This is a genomic window from Pyxidicoccus fallax (genome assembly GCF_012933655.1).
Classification (GTDB): Bacteria; Myxococcota; Myxococcia; order Myxococcales; family Myxococcaceae; genus Myxococcus; species Myxococcus fallax.
Genome location: NZ_JABBJJ010000028.1, coordinates 45,921 through 62,251, shown reverse-complemented (window position 1 = coordinate 62,251; position 16,331 = coordinate 45,921). Strand labels below are relative to the sequence as shown.

Annotated in this window: 9 protein-coding genes and 1 pseudogene; 3 read left to right on the top strand and 7 right to left on the bottom strand. The window is 70.5% G+C overall.

Annotated elements, in window-relative coordinates; translation table 11 throughout:
- A pseudogene (locus HG543_RS08805) lies at positions 1–5,012 on the bottom strand (hypothetical protein); the annotation flags it as partial.
- Positions 5,013–5,046: 34 nt separating this feature from the next.
- Positions 5,047–5,550, bottom strand: coding sequence for a tRNA (cytidine(34)-2'-O)-methyltransferase (locus tag HG543_RS08800; protein ID WP_169344244.1), 504 nt, complete (start codon positions 5,548–5,550; stop codon positions 5,047–5,049).
- Between the two features lie 17 nt (positions 5,551–5,567).
- On the opposite strand from HG543_RS08800, the gene HG543_RS08795 reads away from it, so the two are divergent.
- Positions 5,568–5,951, top strand: a complete 384-nt coding sequence (locus HG543_RS08795; protein WP_169344243.1) for a DUF192 domain-containing protein — start codon at positions 5,568–5,570, stop codon at positions 5,949–5,951.
- Between the two features lie 92 nt (positions 5,952–6,043).
- On the top strand, positions 6,044–6,808 hold the full coding sequence (locus HG543_RS08790; protein ID WP_169344242.1) for a Stp1/IreP family PP2C-type Ser/Thr phosphatase: 765 nt from the start codon (positions 6,044–6,046) through the stop codon (positions 6,806–6,808).
- 133 nt (positions 6,809–6,941) lie between these two features.
- Here HG543_RS08790 and HG543_RS08785 read toward each other — a convergent pair whose 3' ends face one another.
- The gene (locus tag HG543_RS08785; protein WP_169344241.1) at positions 6,942–7,973 is read right to left on the bottom strand and encodes a nucleotidyltransferase family protein; all 1,032 of its coding nucleotides are present in this window, start codon (positions 7,971–7,973) and stop codon (positions 6,942–6,944) included.
- 28 nt (positions 7,974–8,001) lie between these two features.
- The gene (locus tag HG543_RS08780) at positions 8,002–9,042 is read right to left on the bottom strand and encodes an aminoglycoside phosphotransferase family protein (RefSeq protein ID WP_169344240.1); all 1,041 of its coding nucleotides are present in this window, start codon (positions 9,040–9,042) and stop codon (positions 8,002–8,004) included.
- A gap of 348 nt (positions 9,043–9,390) precedes the next feature.
- Here HG543_RS08780 and HG543_RS08775 point away from each other — a divergent pair, with 348 nt between their 5' ends.
- Positions 9,391–10,764: a pyridoxal-phosphate dependent enzyme gene (locus tag HG543_RS08775; protein ID WP_169344239.1), complete on the top strand. Its 1,374-nt coding sequence runs from the start codon at positions 9,391–9,393 to the stop codon at positions 10,762–10,764.
- 82 nt (positions 10,765–10,846) lie between these two features.
- On the opposite strand, the gene HG543_RS08770 is transcribed toward HG543_RS08775, so the two are convergent.
- From HG543_RS08770 to HG543_RS08760, 3 genes are all read right to left on the bottom strand, one after another.
- Positions 10,847–11,290: a MaoC family dehydratase gene (locus tag HG543_RS08770; protein ID WP_169344238.1), complete on the bottom strand. Its 444-nt coding sequence runs from the start codon at positions 11,288–11,290 to the stop codon at positions 10,847–10,849.
- Between the two features lie 12 nt (positions 11,291–11,302).
- The gene (locus HG543_RS08765; RefSeq protein WP_169344237.1) at positions 11,303–13,747 is read right to left on the bottom strand and encodes an FG-GAP-like repeat-containing protein; all 2,445 of its coding nucleotides are present in this window, start codon (positions 13,745–13,747) and stop codon (positions 11,303–11,305) included.
- A gap of 544 nt (positions 13,748–14,291) precedes the next feature.
- On the bottom strand, positions 14,292–16,169 hold the full coding sequence (locus HG543_RS08760; RefSeq protein WP_169344236.1) for a metallophosphoesterase: 1,878 nt from the start codon (positions 16,167–16,169) through the stop codon (positions 14,292–14,294).
- Positions 16,170–16,331 lie beyond the last annotated feature (162 nt).

The window sequence follows — 16,331 nt, the reverse complement described above, 5'->3', positions numbered from 1 at the left end:
GGTTCGAGCTCCAGCAGGGGGAGATCGGCCTCCACGGGGTCGGTGGCGGAGGCGGGAGTGAGGGTGGTCTCCCGGGCGCTCCACGGCTCGGGCTGGGCGGGGACGAGGTCCTTCGTCCGCGTGGGCGGCGTGGTGCGAGGAGGCTCCTCGGCGAGCCAGGGCTCCAGGGGCTGGGACCGCGAGCGGCGCTGGACCTCCTCCATGTCCTGGAGGAGCGCGGCCTGGGCGAGCTGGCGGGCGATCCGTAGGGTGTCGGGGTTCTCGGACGAGGTCGTGAGGTCCAGGGAGGGAGAAGCCGAGGTCGGGACGGCATCCGCCCAGGAGGCGCCCGGAGACTGCCGAGGCTCGGTGTCGGGGAGGAGGATGTCGCCGACGTCGAGGGTGAGCGCATCGGAGTCATCCGACGCGGACTCGGCGGCACGGCGGGCTTCCTCCGCGCGGCGGGCTTCTTCGGCGCGACGGGCTTCCTCGGCCCTGCGAGTCTCTTCGGCGCGGCGGGTTTCCTCCGCGAGACGGGCTTGCTCCGCGAGTCGCGCCTCCTTCGCCTTGCGCACGGCTTCCGCACGGCGGCGCTCCACCTCGAGACGGATCTCCTCCGCGCGACGGACTTCCTCGGCACGACGGGCTTCTTCGGCACGACGGGCTTCTTCGGCACGACGAGCTTCTTCAGCGCGGCGGGCTTCTTCCGCTATCCGTGCCTCTTCGGCGCGACGAGCTTCCTCCGCGAGGCGTGCCTCTTCAGCGAGGCGAGCCTCTTCGGCAAGGCGCCGTTCCTCCGCGAGTCGGGCTTCTTCAGCAAGGCGAGCCTCTTCGGCGCGACGGGCCTCCTCCGCGATGCGAGCCTCTTCAGCGCGACGGGCCTCCTCCGCGATGCGAGCCTCTTCAGCGCGACGGGTCTCCTCCGCGATGCGAGCCTCTTCAGCGCGACGGGCCTCCTCCGCGATGCGAGCCTCTTCGGCGAGACGACGCTCTTCAGCGAGGCGGGCCTCTTCGGCGATGCGAGCCTCTTCGGCGAGACGACGCTCTTCAGCGAGGCGGGCCTCTTCGGCGAGACGACGCTCTTCAGCGAGGCGGGCCTCTTCGGCGAGACGACGCTCTTCAGCGAGGCGGGCCTCTTCGGCGAGGCGGGCCTCTTCGGCGAGACGACGCTCTTCAGCGAGGCGGGCCTCTTCAGCGAGACGACGCTCCTCAGCGAGGCGGGCCTCCTCAGCGAGGCGGGCCTCTTCGGCGAGACGACGCTCCTCAGCGAGGCGGGCTTCCTCGGCGAGGCGCGCTTCTTCAGCGATACGTGCCTCTTCGGCGCGACGGGCCTCCTCGGCGAGGCGAGCCTCTTCGGCGCGACGGGCCTCCTCGGCGAGGCGAGCCTCTTCGGCGCGACGGGCCTCCTCGGCGATGCGCGCCTCCTCGGCGATGCGCGCCTCCTCGGCGATGCGCGCCTCCTCGGCGATGCGCGCTTCTTCGGCCCGACGAGCCTCCTCCGCCAGCCGGGCCTCTTCCGCAAGGCGAGCCTCTTCGGCCAGTCGACGCTCTTCGGCCAGCCGCGCCTCTTCCGCGAGCCGCGCCTCTTCCGCGAGCCGCGCCTCTTCGGCCTGACGCGCCTCCTCTGCCAGCCGTGCCTCTTCGGCGAGTCTGCGCTCTTCCTCGATGCGAGCCTCTTCGGCCCGGCGGGCTTCCTCCGCGAGCCGAGCTTCTTCGGCCAGCCGACGCTCTTCCTCGATGCGAGCTTCTTCGGCGAGGCGCGCCTCCTCCGCTAGACGGGCCTCCTCGGCGAGCCGCGCCTCTTCTGCCAGCCGCTCTTCCTCGGCTCGGCGAGCCGCTTCTTCCGCGAGCCGCCGCTCCTCTTCAAGGCGGGCTTCCTCCGCGAGGCGAGCCTCTTCAGCGCGGCGGGCTTCTTCCGCCAGCCGCGCCTCTTCCGCCAATCGAGCCTCCTCGGCGAGCCGTTCCTCTTCCGCACGACGCGCCTCTTCCGCCAGTCGAGCTTCCTCGGCGCGGCGGGCTTCTTCCGCCAGCCGAGCCTCTTCTTCGGCGCGGCGGCGCTCCTCTTCGGCGCGGCGCTCTTGTTCGAGGCGCGCTTCCTCCGCGAGTCTCAGTTCCTCCGCGCGACGCGCTTCCTCCTCAAGGCGTCGCTGTTCAGCGAGGCGAGCCTCCTCCGCCAGCCGAGCCTCTTCCGCGAGCCGCCGCTCCTCTTCAAGCCGCGCCTCCTCGGCAAGCCGCGCCTCCTCAGCCAGGCGACGTTCTTCTTCGAGCCGGGCCTCTTCGGCCAGGCGACGCTCCTCGGCGAGCCGCGCCTCCTCGGCGAGCCGCGCCTCCTCGGCGAGCCGTGCCTCCTCAGCCAGCCGGGCTTCTTCGGCGAGGCGGCGCTCTTCTTCAAGCCGCGCCTCCTCGGCCAAACGCGCCTCTTCCGCGAGGCGACGCTCTTCGGCCAAACGCGCCTCTTCGGCCAAACGCGCCTCTTCCGCGAGGCGACGCTCTTCGGCCAGCCGGGCCTCTTCGGCCAAGCGAGCCTCCTCCGCCAGGCGGCGCTCCTCGGCGAGCCGCGCCTCTTCCGCAAGGCGCTCTTCTTCACGCCGACGCTCTTCCGCGAGGCGCGCCTCTTCGGCTAGCCGCGTCTCTTCGGCGAGCCGTGCTTCCTCGAGACGACGCTCTTCTTCGAGGCGAGCCTCTTCGGCCAGGCGAGCCTCTTCCGCGAGTCTCAGTTCCTCAGCGCGACGTGCCTCCTCCTCGATGCGTCGCTGTTCCGCGAGGCGCGCTTCTTCGGCCAGCCGGGCCTCTTCGGCGAGACGACGCTCTTCCGCGAGGCGAGCTTCTTCAGCCAGCCGGGCCTCTTCGGCGAGACGAAGCTCCTCCGCCAGTCGAGCCTCTTCCGCGAGGCGAGCCTCTTCAGCGAGGCGACGCTCTTCCGCGAGACGTGCCTCTTCCGCGAGCCGACGCTCTTCGGCGAGTCGTGCTTCCTCGGCGAGTCGCTGCTCTTCGGCCAGTCGAGCCTCTTCGGCGAGCCGAGCCTCTTCCGCCAGCCGAGCCTCTTCGGCGCGTCGAGCTTCCTCCGCCAGTCGAGCCTCTTCCGCGAGGCGAGCTTCTTCCTCGGCCCTGCGACGTTCCTCGGCGGCGCGTCGCTCTTCCTCTGCTCGGCGCTCCTCTTCTTCCGCACGAAGCCGAGCCTCTTCGGCGAGACGGCGCTCTTTGGCCAGCCGGGCCTCTTCGGCGAGGCGGGCTTCTTCGGCGAGGCGAGCCTCTTCGGCAAGGCGAGCCTCTTCGGCGAGGCGGGCCTCTTCAGCGAGGCGGGCCTCCTCCTCGGCGCGTCGGCGTTCATCCGCCCGCCGAGCTTCTTCAGCAAGACGCGCCTCTTCTTCCGAACGGAGCCGTTCGGCTTCAAGCCTTGCCAATTCGGCGAGCCGCGCTTCCTCCTCGGCCCTGCGACGTTCTTCTTCACGCCGGGCCTCTTCGGCCAGCCGAGCCTCCTCCGCGAGGCGAGCCTCCTCGGCCAGCCGGGCCTCTTCGGCGAGGCGGGCCTCCTCTGCCAGCCGGGCCTCTTCCGCGAGTCGAGCCTCTTCGGCCAGCCGAGCCTCTTCCGCGAGTCGACGCTCTTCGGCCAGCCGGGCCTCTTCGGCCAAGCGTGCTGCCTCAGCCAGGCGAGCCTCTTCCGCGAGCCGCTGCTCCTCGGCGAGGCGGGCCTCCTCGGCGAGGCGCGCTTCCTCAGCGATGCGACGCTCTTCGGCGAGGCGTGCTTCCTCCGCGAGGCGACGCTCCTCGGCGAGACGGGCCTCTTCCGCGAGCCGTCGTTCCTCCGCGAGGCGGGCCTCTTCCGCAAGCCGCCGTTCCTCCGCGAGGCGACGCTCCTCGGCGAGACGGGCCTCTTCGGCGAGCCGCGCTTCTTCCGCGAGTCGAGCCTCTTCCGCGAGTCGAGCCTCTTCCGCGAGTCGAGCCTCTTCCGCGAGCCGAGCCTCCTCGGCCAACCGAGCCTCTTCAGCGAGTCGAGCCTCCTCGGCTAGTCGCCGCTCCTCCGCGAGGCGAGCCTCTTCAGCCAGCCGGGCCTCTTCCGCGAGTCGAGCCTCCTCGGCGAGACGGGCCTCTTCCGCGAGTCGAGCCTCCTCGGCGAGACGGGCCTCTTCCGCGAGTCGAGCCTCCTCGGCCAGCCGGGCCTCTTCCGCGAGTCGAGCCTCTTCGGCCAGCCGGGCCTCTTCCGCGAGCCGTCGCTCCTCTGCGAGTCGAGCCTCTTCAGCCAGCCGAGCCTCTTCGGCCAGCCGGGCCTCTTCGGCCAGCCGGGCCTCTTCCGCGAGTCGAGCCTCTTCAGCCAGCCGAGCCTCTTCCGCGAGCCGCCGCTCCTCCGCGAGGCGAGCCTCCTCGGCCAGCCGAGCCTCCTCCTCCCGCCGTGCCCGTTCCCGCGCCTCCCACTCCTCCACGGACAGCGCCTGGACGCACCCCTCGCGCTCCAGCACGAGCAGCAGCGCCTCCTGCGCGGCGGTCAGCCCCTCTGGCTGCCGGAACTCCGCCAGCGTCTCCAGGAACTCCCGCTCCGACGCATCCGTGAGCCACGGCTCACACGCCGCGACATCTCCGCAGCGGAACACGCGCGCCACCGGCACCACGCCGCGCGGAGCCTCCAGCGCCGCGCGCACCACCCGCGCTCCGGCAATGGGGCGGAACTCCTCCTCCACCGCGCCGGGCTCGAACGCGGCGCGCTCGGCCAGCTCACTCAGCCGCCGCACGTGGGCGAGCACCTGCTGCTCCACGACCGCGTCCGGCTCCAGGCCGTACTCCTCCAGCAGCTCCTCGTCCGCCGCGCCCGCCTCGCCGCGCGCCCACAGCGCATCCAGCGCCTCCGCGCCCAGCATCCCGCTCTGCAGGAGCGCCTGCGCCGGACTCTGGTACCCGAAGCCCAGCCGCGTCCCCACGAGGTTCCCCTCGCGCAGGAGCAGCCGCGACTCACGTCCTCCCGCGGACAGCGTCAGCCATCCGGTGGCGCGGGACTTGTGGGCGGAATACAGCGCTTCGGCGGCCTGCGACGAGGTCATGCAGCACCGCAGTGTAGTCCCTCCGCCCCCTGCCTCAACTTGCCGGGGGGGCTTGCCTGCCCGCTCCGCTGAAGGCCACCTGTCGCAGCGCCTCGTACGTCCCAATCCCCACCGCCGTGGACAGATTCAGGCTGCGTCGGTCCTGTAGCATCGGAATCGTCACCGGCGTCCCCGTCCCACTCTCCATCACCTCCGGCAACAGCCCCGTCACCTCCGAGCCGAACACCAGGTGGTCCCCCTCCTGGAACCGGGCCTCGTACAGTGACGTCTGCGCCCGAGCGGAGAACAGCCACCGCCGGGCCTCCGGGTAGTCCGCCACGTACGCCGCATAGGTGGGATACAGCCGGAGGAACACCTTGTCCCAGTAGTCCAGCCCCGCCCGCTTCAGGTGCCGGTCATCGATGGAGAACCCCAAGGGTTCCACCAGGATGAGCCGGCACCCCGTCACCGCGCACAGCCGGGCCACGTTGCCCGTGTTGGGAGGAATCTGCGGAGAGACGAGGACCAGATGCAGAGGACGCGCCAGGGGTTCGAGCATGGGGTAGAACGCGCTACATGCGCTGGAGGGTGAACAACGAGACGCGGCAGCGGCTGTTGGCGGACCGGGCCGAGCGGGCCACCGGCTTCTATCACCGCTTCAAGGGACTCATGGGGCGGCGCTCGCTCGCCGTGGGCGAGGGGATGCACATCCTCCCCTGCAATTCCATCCATACCTTCTTCATGCGCATCCCCATCGACGTCGCCTTCCTGGACGCCCAGGGGGTCATCGTCAAGCAGCTCTCGGCGCTCCCGCCCTGGCGGGCAACCTCCGTGTACTTTCAGTCACGTTCCGTGCTGGAGCTGCCCGCGGGTGTACTGGAGGCCAGTGGCACCCAAGAAGGTGACCGGTTGAGCTTCGAGCCGGTCTCCCAGTCGTCCGCCCTCGAGCCTCCTGCCTGACAAGCCGGCAAGCACGAGTTTTGACCGTTTTCCGAGGGCTTTGTTAACCTCCGGCGCGAGTTTCACCGCCCCCTCCAGAAGAGTTCCCGAGCATGCGCATCGAGGTCGCCGGTAGCACCCACGTCGGGATGAAGCGGAATCACAACGAGGACAACTTCCTGGTGCTCCAGGAGGAAAGCCTCTTCTGCGTGGCGGATGGCATGGGTGGCCACTCCTCCGGCGAGATTGCCAGCCGCATCGCGGTGGACGAGCTGGGTGAGTTCTACCGCATGACGTCCCGGGACCAGGACTGCACCTGGCCCTTCAAGATGGACAAGGCGCGCAACTACGACGAGAACCGGCTCGCCACCGGCATCAAGCTCGCCAACGCCCGCATCTACGAGAGGGCCAGCACCGAGACGAAGTACAAGGGCATGGGCACCACCATCGTCAGCGTGCACTTCGCGGGCGACGTGGCCTATGTCGGCCACGTGGGCGACAGCCGCGTGTACTTCTTCCGCGGCGGCGCCCTCAAGCAGGTGACCGAGGACCACTCGCTCCTCAACGACTACCTCAAGGCGAAGAAGCTCTCGCCGGAGGAAATCGAGAACTTCCCCCACAAGAACGTCATCGTCCGCGCGCTCGGCATGAAGGAGAACGTCCAGGTGGACGTGTCGCGCGTGGAGCCGCAGGACGGCGACGTCTTCCTGCTGTGCTCGGACGGCCTGAGCGGCATGGTGACGGACGCCCAGATGCAGGACATCCTCCAGCGCACGCCCGAGCTGGACAAGGCCTGCGGTCAGCTCATCGACCTGGCCAACGCGGCCGGTGGCAACGACAACGTCACCTGCGTGCTGGCCCGCTACCACCTGAGCTGAGCGGGCCGCGCCCGTCGAGGCGCACGAGGCCCCGGGAAGCTCCGGGGCCACCTTCCGGCGCGAGGCGCGCTCACGCCGGGACACCGCGCGGAACTCCGGAGCCAACAGCCGCGGCTCCGTGCGGCGTGGAGCCTCAGCGCCCCGTCAGCGGCGCGGGAACCCGGTGCTTCTCCCACGCGAGCACTTCGGTGAGCGTCTCGCCGGGCGCCACCTCGGTGTCCTCGAAGACGGCGGCCCGCTGGAGTCGCGCGCCCGCGCCCACCTTCGCGCCCGCGCCCACGGACACGCCGGGGCCCACGGAGGCGCCCTCCGCCACGCTCGCCCCGCGGCCGAAGTACACCGGGCCCTCCACCGCCCGCGAGGCCACGCGCGCCTCCGGGTGCGCCCAGGACTGGCCCGCGCCGCGCACGGTGCCCGCCAGCGGCGAGTCCGCGCCCAGCCACTCCAGCCGCACCCGGCCGCCGAGCACGTCCAGCACTGTGGCGAGGTAGCGCGACGGCGTGCCCAGGTCGGACCAGTACCCGTCCACCCGCACGCCGCGCACCATCTGGCCCGCCTGCATGGCGCGCACGTAGACCTCGCGGTTGATGTCCTCGGGCCCTTCCGGCGTCATGAAGTCGAAGATGCGCGGCGACATCACGTGCACGCCGGTGAAGTGCCACGGCGTCAGCCCCTCGCCTCCGGGGCCGTGGCCGGCGATGCGCCGCACGTGGCCGGCCGCGTCCATTTCCACCGCCGCGTACTTCTCCCCTTCCGGCATGGACTGCAGCACCATGGTGGCCACCGCGCCGGACGCGCGGTGCATGGCCACCACCGGCCGCAGGTCCACCGGGTAGAGGATGTCCCCGTTGAAGACGAGGAAGTCATCCCCGGAGAGGAAGTCGCGCAGGCCGCGGATGCCGCCGCCGGTGCCCTGGATGACGGGCTCGTGCACCACGTGCAGGGGCAGCTGCGCGCGCTCGCACTCGGCGCGGGCCACCTCCGCCATGGTGTCCGGCAGGTGGTGCGTGTTGATGCCCACCGCCGTCACCCCCGCGGCCTTCAGCACCGCGAGGTGGTAGCGCAGCAGCGGCTGCCCGAGGAAGGGCATGGCCGGCTTGGGCCAGCGCTCGGTGAGCGGACGCAGGCGGGTACCCAGCCCCGCGCAGAGGACCATCGCCTTCATTGTCGCCTCCCCTCCCCGGGCACGGGCCTCAGGCGGCCAGCTCGGGAACGTACTTCGCCACCAGCTCCTGCAGCTTGCGCAGCTCCGGCTTCCGGGCGAACGCGTCGCGCACGTAGCGCAGCGACGCGGGGATGGACACCAGGAAGCCCGGGTTGCCCTTCACGCGGTTGATGTACTCGAAGCGGCCCGCGTCCTTCAGCTTGCGCTGGATGGTGAGCAGGTCGAAGAAGGACTTGAACGACGCCGCGTCGATGCGCTCGCCGCTCGCCTCCTGGAAGGTGGCGATGTAGCGGTCCAGCATCGTGTCGACGAAGGCGCGGTCCAGCTCCACGTAGCTGTCGCGCAGCAGCGCCACCAGGTCGTACTGGCGCGGGCCCTGGAGGGCGTCCTGGAAGTCGATGACGACCAGCTCCCCCTCCTTCACCATGATGTTGCGGCTCTGGTAGTCGCGGTGCGTGAAGCCACGCGGCGCGGCGGCCAGCTGCTTCGCGATGTCGCGGAAGGTGCGGTCCAGCTCCGCGCGCTCGGCGTCGGTGGGCTTCTTGCCGCTCCAGATCTCCAGGCCGTACTCGCGGAAGTGGTGCAGCTCCCAGTCGTACAGGTCCTCGTCGAACGCGCGCGTGAAGGCGAGGCACTCCGGGTCCTGATGCTTCTCCGCCGCCGCGCGCAGGCGCGCCAGCAGGTCCACGGCGCGGGTGTAGAGCGCGTCGCGGTGCTTGCCGCCCTCCAGCGCCGCCTCGAAGGTGATGTCGCTCAGGTCCTCCAGCACCATCATCCCCGCCGGCTCGTCGTAGCGGAGGATGCGCGGCACCCGCACGTTCAGCTTCTCCATGTAGCGGTGCACGTTGACGAAGGGCAGCTCCTTCGGCGGCTCGCCCTTGGTGGCCTCCTCGCTCTTCTTCGTCGCGTCCAGGGGCATCACCATCACCACCCAGCTGTCCGGCGCGGTGCCGACGCGGTAGTAGGAGCGGTTGCTGGCGTCGCCCTTCAGCTTCTTGATGGCGGCGTGGGGCACGGGACGGCCAATGGCCTGTCCCACCTGGTCGCGCAGGGCGGCCTCGAGTTCCATATCGACGGGGTTCTCCAGAGGGGGTTGAGACGAGAGGCTCCCGAGTATGGGAGGCACCTCGGTGCGGGTCAAAGCCCACGAAAAGAGAACGCCCGCAAGCCCCTCGGCCTGTCACGTACGAGACGCGAACCTTGGGGTTCCCACGAGCCCACGTCGCGCCGCGTCGGAGCGCCTGGGCACCGGGCGGAGGAGCCGGGGCCCGCCCTGGAAGGTCCCCCGAGACGGGGTGCGGAAGGACGCCCCACCCTGGCATGTTCCCCCCCGAGGCGCCGAGACGTCGGGTGCTGTCGACCGAACCCGGACGGCGGCATATAAGACGCGCCGCGAACCCTTTTTTCGGAAGCAGCAATGGACATCCACGACACCATCCTCACCGCCATCGGCCACACGCCCCTCGTGAAGCTCAACAAGCTCGTCGGGCCGAACGACGCCACCGTGCTCGTCAAGTGCGAGTTCATGAACCCGGGCGCGTCCATCAAGGACCGCATGGCGCTCTACATCATCGAGAAGGCCGAGCGGGAGGGGAAGCTCAAGCCCGGCGGCACCATCGTGGAGAACACGTCCGGCAACACCGGCATGGGCGTGGCCCTGGCTGCCGCGGTGAAGGGCTACAAGTGCATCTTCACCATGCCGGACAAGATGTCCCTGGAGAAGATCAACCGCCTGAAGGCGCTCGGCGCCCAGGTCGTCGTCACGCCGACGAACGTGCCGGCCGAGGACCCGCGCAGCTACTACGAGACGGCCAAGCGCCTGTTCCGCGAGACGCCCGGCGCGTTCATGCTGAACCAGTACCACAACCCCGACAACATCGAGGCCCACTACAAGCTGACCGGGCCTGAGATCTACGAGCAGACCGAGGGCAAGTTCGACTACTTCGTGTCGGGCCTGGGCACCGGCGGCACCATGAGCGGCGCCGGCAAGTTCCTCAAGGAGAAGATCCCCGGCCTGAAGAACGTCGGCGTGGACCCGGTGGGCTCGGTGTACGAGGGCTACTTCAAGACGGGCAAGCTCACCGAGCCGCACGTCTACAAGGTGGAAGGCATCGGCGAGGACATGCTGTGCGGCGCCATGGACTTCAAGGTCGTGGACGACGTGCGGCAGGTGGATGACCGCCAGTGCTTCATCGCGGCGCGGCGCCTGGCGCGCGAGGAGGGCATCTTCGCGGGTGGCTCGGCCGGCGCGGCGGTGCACGTGGCCGTGCAGCTGGCCAAGGAAGTGGGCAAGGGCAAGACGATTGTCGTCGTCCTCCCCGACTCCGGCAGCAGCTACATCAGCAAGTTCCACTCGGACGAGTGGATGCGCGACAACGGCTTCCTGGAGGACAAGGGCTCCGGCACCGTCCGCGACATCATCGGCTCGGGCGACAAGCGCCGCGAGGTGAAGACGGCGCGCAAGGGTGACCGCGTGGACCAGGTCGTGGAGACCATGCGCTCGCTGGGCATCAGCCAGATGCCGGTGGTGACGGAGGACGGGCGCGCGGTGGGCATGGTGCACGAGTACGACCTGCTCAACTCCCTGGTGGCCGGGAAGGTGAAGTTCACCGACACCATCGACGCCATCGTCGCCCCGCTGCAGGGCGCGCTGTCGCCGGACACCAGCATCGCCCGCCTGCGCGAGGTCTTCGCCGCGGACAACGTGGCCGTCGTGAAGGAGGGCGAGAAGGTCGTCGCCATCGTCACGAAGATCGACCTCATCGACTACCTGCACCGCACGGCGGCTTAAGGTAGGCCCTCAGGGGCACGTGATGCACGGAGGGCCTCTTGCTCCCAGCGTCTCGGGAGTAGGAGGCCCTCGGTGTTTCAGGCTAGGCCGGGCGCCGGGCGAAGAGCGCGTTGGCCACCTCGCTCATCACCACATCGCCGTGCTGGTTGCGGACCTCGAAGCGGAACTTGATGGCGCCGCGGTCCTGCTTGCTGCGCGAGGGCGTGGTGGAGAGGACCTCGGTGCGCACCGTCAGCGTGTCACCGGGCCGCACGGGCTTGAGCCAGCGCAGCTCATCCAGGCCCGGAGAGCCCAGGCTCGCGGCCTTGCCCAGCAGCCCCTCCACGATGAGCTTGTGGCAGATGGAGGCGGTGTGCCAGCCGCTGGCGACGAGGCCGCCGAAGATGCCCTCGCGGCCGCCCTCGTCGCTCAGGTGGAAGGGCTGCGGGTCGAACTGCTTCGCGAAGGAGATGATCTCCTCGCGCGAGATGACGTACGACCCGTACTCGCTCACCTCTCCCACCTGGAAGTCATCGAAGTAGCGCATGGGGCCGCTATATCACTCCCCCTCTGGGAAGGTCGGCGTCGGGAACACCAGCAGCTTGCCGGACTCCAGCAGCACCACCAGCTCCGCGGGAGCGTCGCCCAGGAGCTTCATCGGGCGGACCCAGAGGGGCCAGGCCTCCAGCGGGTAGCGCTGGACGCGGGCGTAACGGCCCTGCCCCTTGCCCAGCGCCACCAGCATCCCGGTCGCGTCGCGCCCGAGCAGGTCGGTGTGTCCGTCGCCGTTGACGTCCAGCGCCTCCACCGAGGACACGCTCAGCGCCTTCGACGGGCACGTCAGCGGCCTCTGGAGGGTGCCGCCGCCGTCCCCGCGCCGCACGAGCAGTTCCCCGTGTGGGCCCATGAGCAGCACGTCCAGCGCGCCGTCGCCATCCACATCCGCGGCGCTGCGCGTGGGGAAGGGCGTGCCGTTGGCGAAGCCGTCGAGGCCCGTCACCGTCCCGTCCTTCATCACGTAGTAGAGGTTGAGCCCCAGCGTCGCGTACATGAAGTCCAGCGTGCCGTCGCCGTTGAAGTCGCCCACCGTGGGACGGCTGTTGATGGCGCAATGGACACCTGGCTCGTAGTTCTGGTCCGACAGGTCGACGCGCGCCAGCACTCCCTCCCCCTGGTTCATGAAGAGGGCCCCGTACGGCGAGCATTGCGTCGTGAGCGTGGCGCCCACGTCCAATCGCCCGTCGCGGTTGAAGTCCTCCGCCACCACGTAGCCGCCCCCCGACGAGTAGCCGGGAAGGTCCGTCCGGGTCGGGAAGGCGCCCAGCCCGTCGCTCCAATGGAGCTGGAGTCCCTGCCAGCCGATGGTGGCCAGGTCTGCCTTGCCATCGCCGTCGAAGTCTCCCGCCGCGAGGTCCTGCACCTCCGACTCCTGGAGCACGTCGCGCTTCTCGAAGTTCCCCGGCCTGGACTGGAGCAGCAGCCGCACGGAGGGGTCCCGGGTCAGCACCGCGAAGTCCTGGCGCCCATCCCCATCGAAGTCCCCCACCGCCATGGACCGCGGGGCCACGCCGGTGTCCACGCTGATGCGCGGTGTGGGAGCGTCGGCGTTCGACAGCCGGTCATGCAGCACCATGGGACACCTGTCGAGGGCGGGCTGCTCGAGGAGCGGAGCCCGGGGGATGTCGTAGACGGAGACGGTGTTGTCGCCGGCCTCCGCCACCAACAGCTCGGGCGAGCCGTCCCGGTCCAGGTCCGCCACGGCGACGTCGCGCGGGGAGCGGCCCGTGGTCAGCAGGTACGGAGGGCTGAAGCCGCCGGCCTGGTTGCCCTGCCACAGCGACACGAGGCGCTCGGCGGGGTGGAGGAGCACCACGTCCGGTTTTCCGTCGACGTTCACATCGCTCACCCGGAGGCGGCTGGCGGCGTACGGGATGGGCGTGCGGATGGGCTCGTGGAAGCCGCCGTACCCGCGGCCCCGGTACACCCAGAGCGCCTGCGAGTTCTCCACCACGAGGTCCGCGTGGCCATCGCCGTCCATGTCCGCGGTCTCCACGGAGTTCGCGTACACCGGTGCGACGGTCTCCCCCGAGTAGAAGCCCGTGGACGTCGCGAGGTAGCGGGTCAGGGGCTGGTCGTCCGAGGCGACGGCCACGTCCATCTGGCCGTCCTCGTTGAAGTCAGCGGCCGTGGCCGAGACGCGCGAGTCCCCCCAGTAGACCACCGGCAACCCGTCGGGCCGGAGGAAACGGTGGGACATGAACTCGCCGTTGGTGACGCTCAGGTACTCGATGCCCGCCTGCGCGCGAGGCATGTCGTAGGCAACACTGCTGTTGCCCGCGGCCCAGACGCGCGGGGCGGAGTCCCCCTCCCCCGGCCAGAAGCCGAGGCTGGAGATGGCGCCCTGGGCGAACGAGGGATACGCCTCCACGAAGGTGCCATCCCCCTGCCCTCGCAGGAGGGTGGCCAGGCGCATCGTGCCCACGACCACGTCCATCTTCCCGTCCCGGTCGGCGTCTCCCGCGGCGATGAGGCCGGAGGAGCTGCTCAGCAGGTGCCGCGAGGTGGACGTCTGGAGTCTCCCCTCGCCGTCGTTGAGCAGCAGGAAGACGTTGCCCAGCCGTGCCCTGTACTGGCTCTGGTGGGCGTCTCCCATGGCGTTGACGGCGACGTCCTGCGCCCCGTCGCCGTTGAAGTCCGCCACGGCGAGGCCGCCCGGCGCCACGCCCGCGTAGTACGAGGCGCGCCACTGCTGGCTGCGCGTGGCGGGGCCGCCCGAGATGGGAGGCTCATGCGTGCCCGCGTCCGGCTCGGGCTCGGTGCCAGCGTCCGGTTCCGGCTTCGTGCCGCCGTCCGGCGTGCCCGCGTCGGTGCCCGCGTCGTCCCGGCCCGGAGTGCCGCCATCCCTTCCGGGAGGGGTGCCACCGCCACCATCGGGAGTTCCGGCGTCCGGGAACGGCTCGGTGCCGTCGTCCGGCTCCGAGCCGGAATCCGGCGGAGGCTCCACGATGACGCTCCCCCCGTCAGGCGTGTCCGTCCCGGAGTCGGTCCCCGCGTCGGACGTCACGGACGGCGCGGTGTCCGGGGGCGGCTGTTCCCCCGCCGGCCCCTCCCCGCCATTTCCACCGCACCCGACAGACAGCCACAACCCCAGCGCGCACGCAGACACGCGCGCCACGCGCCCAAACACCGCTCCCGCCCGCATTGGCCCTGCTCCCCAGCCCGACCCCGCGCAGCAGGTGTGCACGTGCCATGCCTCGCGCAAGCGGCAAGTCCGCCCGGCAGGGCACTGTCGTGTTCCCCGAGATGCCTGCCGTCCGGTATCCGCGGCGACCGTGTCCACGGATGCCCACATAGGGAAAAGCTCTTCCCACGGCGCGCCGTTCCACGGAGCCTGGTTTCCCGGACCGAGCGGGCCGCGGCAACCCGCCTGGAGACGGTGCGGGCCCGCGTGCTGGAGCGATTCGTCGCGGGCGTCCCGGAAACACGAAGGGCCTCCGCGTCCCCGAAGAGGACGGGAGGCCCTTCCCTGTTGCTACAGCGAGCGGTGACTACCGGGCAGCGGGAGTGCTGGCCTCGGGCGCGGGCTCGTCATGGTCCGCCACGTCCTCCAGGCGGTCCGCGGGCGGCAGCTCCTTCTCGAAGCGCAGGCCCGCGGGGGCACGCGCAGGGTCGTCCACGGGGCCGGGCGCCGTCTCCATCGACGAGGCCTTCAGGGCCGACGTCTGCGTGGAGGTAACGGCCGGCAGCGTCTTCGTCAGCGTGAGGCTGTCACGCACCGAGCCGGTGGAGGTGATGAGCTTCGCCGTCAGGGTGCCGCCGTCCACCACCACGTCCATGAAGCCGTACACCTGGTTGTCGCGCACGGCCGTCCACGAGGGCTGGGCGGCCGGGAAGGTGCGCAGCGTCGCGCCGCCGCTGCCCACCACGAGGTAGACGATGCCGCGCGTGCCTGCGGGGGCCACGGCGTCGCCCTTCATCGGCTTGCTGCGCTCGTAGTTGTGGTCATGCCCCGTGAGGACGAGGTCCACGTTGTACTTCTCGAGGATGGGGCCGTAGTTGCGGCGCATGGACAGCTGCGAGCCGTGCTCGCCGCTGGACCAGGGCGGGTGGTGGAAGAACACAATCTTCCAGGGCTGCGTGGTGGCCGCCAGGTCCGTCTCCAGCCACGCCTTCTGCGCCGCCGTCGTGCAGCGGTCCGACGACGCGAGGCCGATGGCGCAGTTCGAGTCGAGCGCCACGAAGTGCACGTTGCCCCAGTCGAACGAGTAGTAGCGCTCGGTGCCCGCGGGGTTGTTCGTCGGCAGGTAGAAGTTGTCCAGGTACGGCTGCCCCTGGTTCGTCACGTACTCATGGTTGCCCAGCGAGGGGAACATCGGCACCTCGCGCAGCAGGGGCGCCATGGGGGTGAACATGCGGTCCTGGAACTCCTGCTCGGTGCCGGAGGAGTAGGCGTTGTCGCCCAGCGCCACGAGGAACTCGCCGCGCCACTCGGGCTTGTTCATCATCGCGAACACGGCCTTCTGCGAGGAGCCGCCGGTGCCGAAGTCACCCATGGTGGTGAAGCGCACGCGCGGGGTGCCCGGCGCGGACGCGGTGCGGAAGCTGCGCACGCCCGTGACGGAGCCGCAGGCCTCCACGCTGTAGCCATACGTGCGGCCCGGCTGCAGGCCCGTCAGCTTCACCGCGTGCCGCCAGCCCGCCGCCGTGGCGGTGGCCGTGCGCGACAGGTCCGTGCCCTCCCCGTAGCGCACGAAGGGCGTGCAGGACACGCCGGAGCGGAACGCGACGATGGCGCTCGTCTGGCCCACGCTCTGGAGGTACGGCAGCCGAGGCAGCACCGGGCCCGAGTCCGCCGTGGGCGCCGGAGGCGTCGTCTGCTGGGCGCAGGCGCGCGCCTCCAGGATGGAGGCCCAGTCATTCACCGTGTTGCCGTTGACGGTGACGCGCACGTAGCGGGCCTGCCGCGCGCTGAAGGCATACGTCTGCGCGGAGGTGTTGAGGGCGCTCGTCCCCGAGAACGCCTGGGTGAAGTTGGTGCCGTCCGTCGACGTGGAGATGACGAAGTAGTTCTGCCGCGTGTTGCCCTGGTGCCACACCACGGTGGCGCCGGCGACGGACTTGCTCGCACCCAGGTCCATGTTGAGCCAGGCGCCCTTGCCCGGCCCGCTCCAGCGGGTGGTGAGGTTGTCGTCCTGCGAGTTGGCCGCGACGCTGCCGGTGCCGTCATCACCGCTCGCGGTCACGGACGCGGTGGTGAGGATGCTGCAGCCGGGAGCGGTCAGCTCCGCCGCCGAGCCCCGGGCGTCCGGCGCCGGAAGCTCGACGGGAAAGTCCTGGTCGATGGGAGTGGGAGGTGTGTCGCAGCCGGAACCGGCCACGAGCAACGCACCCAGCAGACATGAAGAGGGAATGAAGCGGTTGCGCATGGTGGGACCCCAAACGGTGTCTACCAGCGGACATTCCGTCGAGGGACCCGGCAGTCCATGGCCCGGCCGGAGTGCGGACGGACAGGCGAGCGCTGCAACCGCGGACAGACGAAGGGCCTCCGCGCATCCCCAGGAGGGGGAGCGGGGAGGCCCTGGCCCGTC

Excerpts from the sequence above, each read along its gene's own strand:
- HG543_RS08775 (WP_169344239.1), top strand. The coding sequence starts at position 9,391 with ATGGACATCCACGACACCATCCTCACCGCCATCGGCCACACGCCCCTC.
- HG543_RS08795 (WP_169344243.1), top strand. The coding sequence starts at position 5,568 with ATGCGCTGGAGGGTGAACAACGAGACGCGGCAGCGGCTGTTGGCGGAC.
- HG543_RS08760 (WP_169344236.1), bottom strand. The coding sequence starts at position 16,169 with ATGCGCAACCGCTTCATTCCCTCTTCATGTCTGCTGGGTGCGTTGCTC.
- HG543_RS08790 (WP_169344242.1), top strand. The coding sequence starts at position 6,044 with ATGCGCATCGAGGTCGCCGGTAGCACCCACGTCGGGATGAAGCGGAAT.
- HG543_RS08800 (WP_169344244.1), bottom strand. The coding sequence starts at position 5,550 with ATGCTCGAACCCCTGGCGCGTCCTCTGCATCTGGTCCTCGTCTCTCCG.
- HG543_RS08770 (WP_169344238.1), bottom strand. The coding sequence starts at position 11,290 with ATGCGCTACTTCGATGACTTCCAGGTGGGAGAGGTGAGCGAGTACGGG.
- HG543_RS08785 (WP_169344241.1), bottom strand. The coding sequence starts at position 7,973 with ATGAAGGCGATGGTCCTCTGCGCGGGGCTGGGTACCCGCCTGCGTCCG.
- HG543_RS08780 (WP_169344240.1), bottom strand. The coding sequence starts at position 9,042 with ATGGAACTCGAGGCCGCCCTGCGCGACCAGGTGGGACAGGCCATTGGC.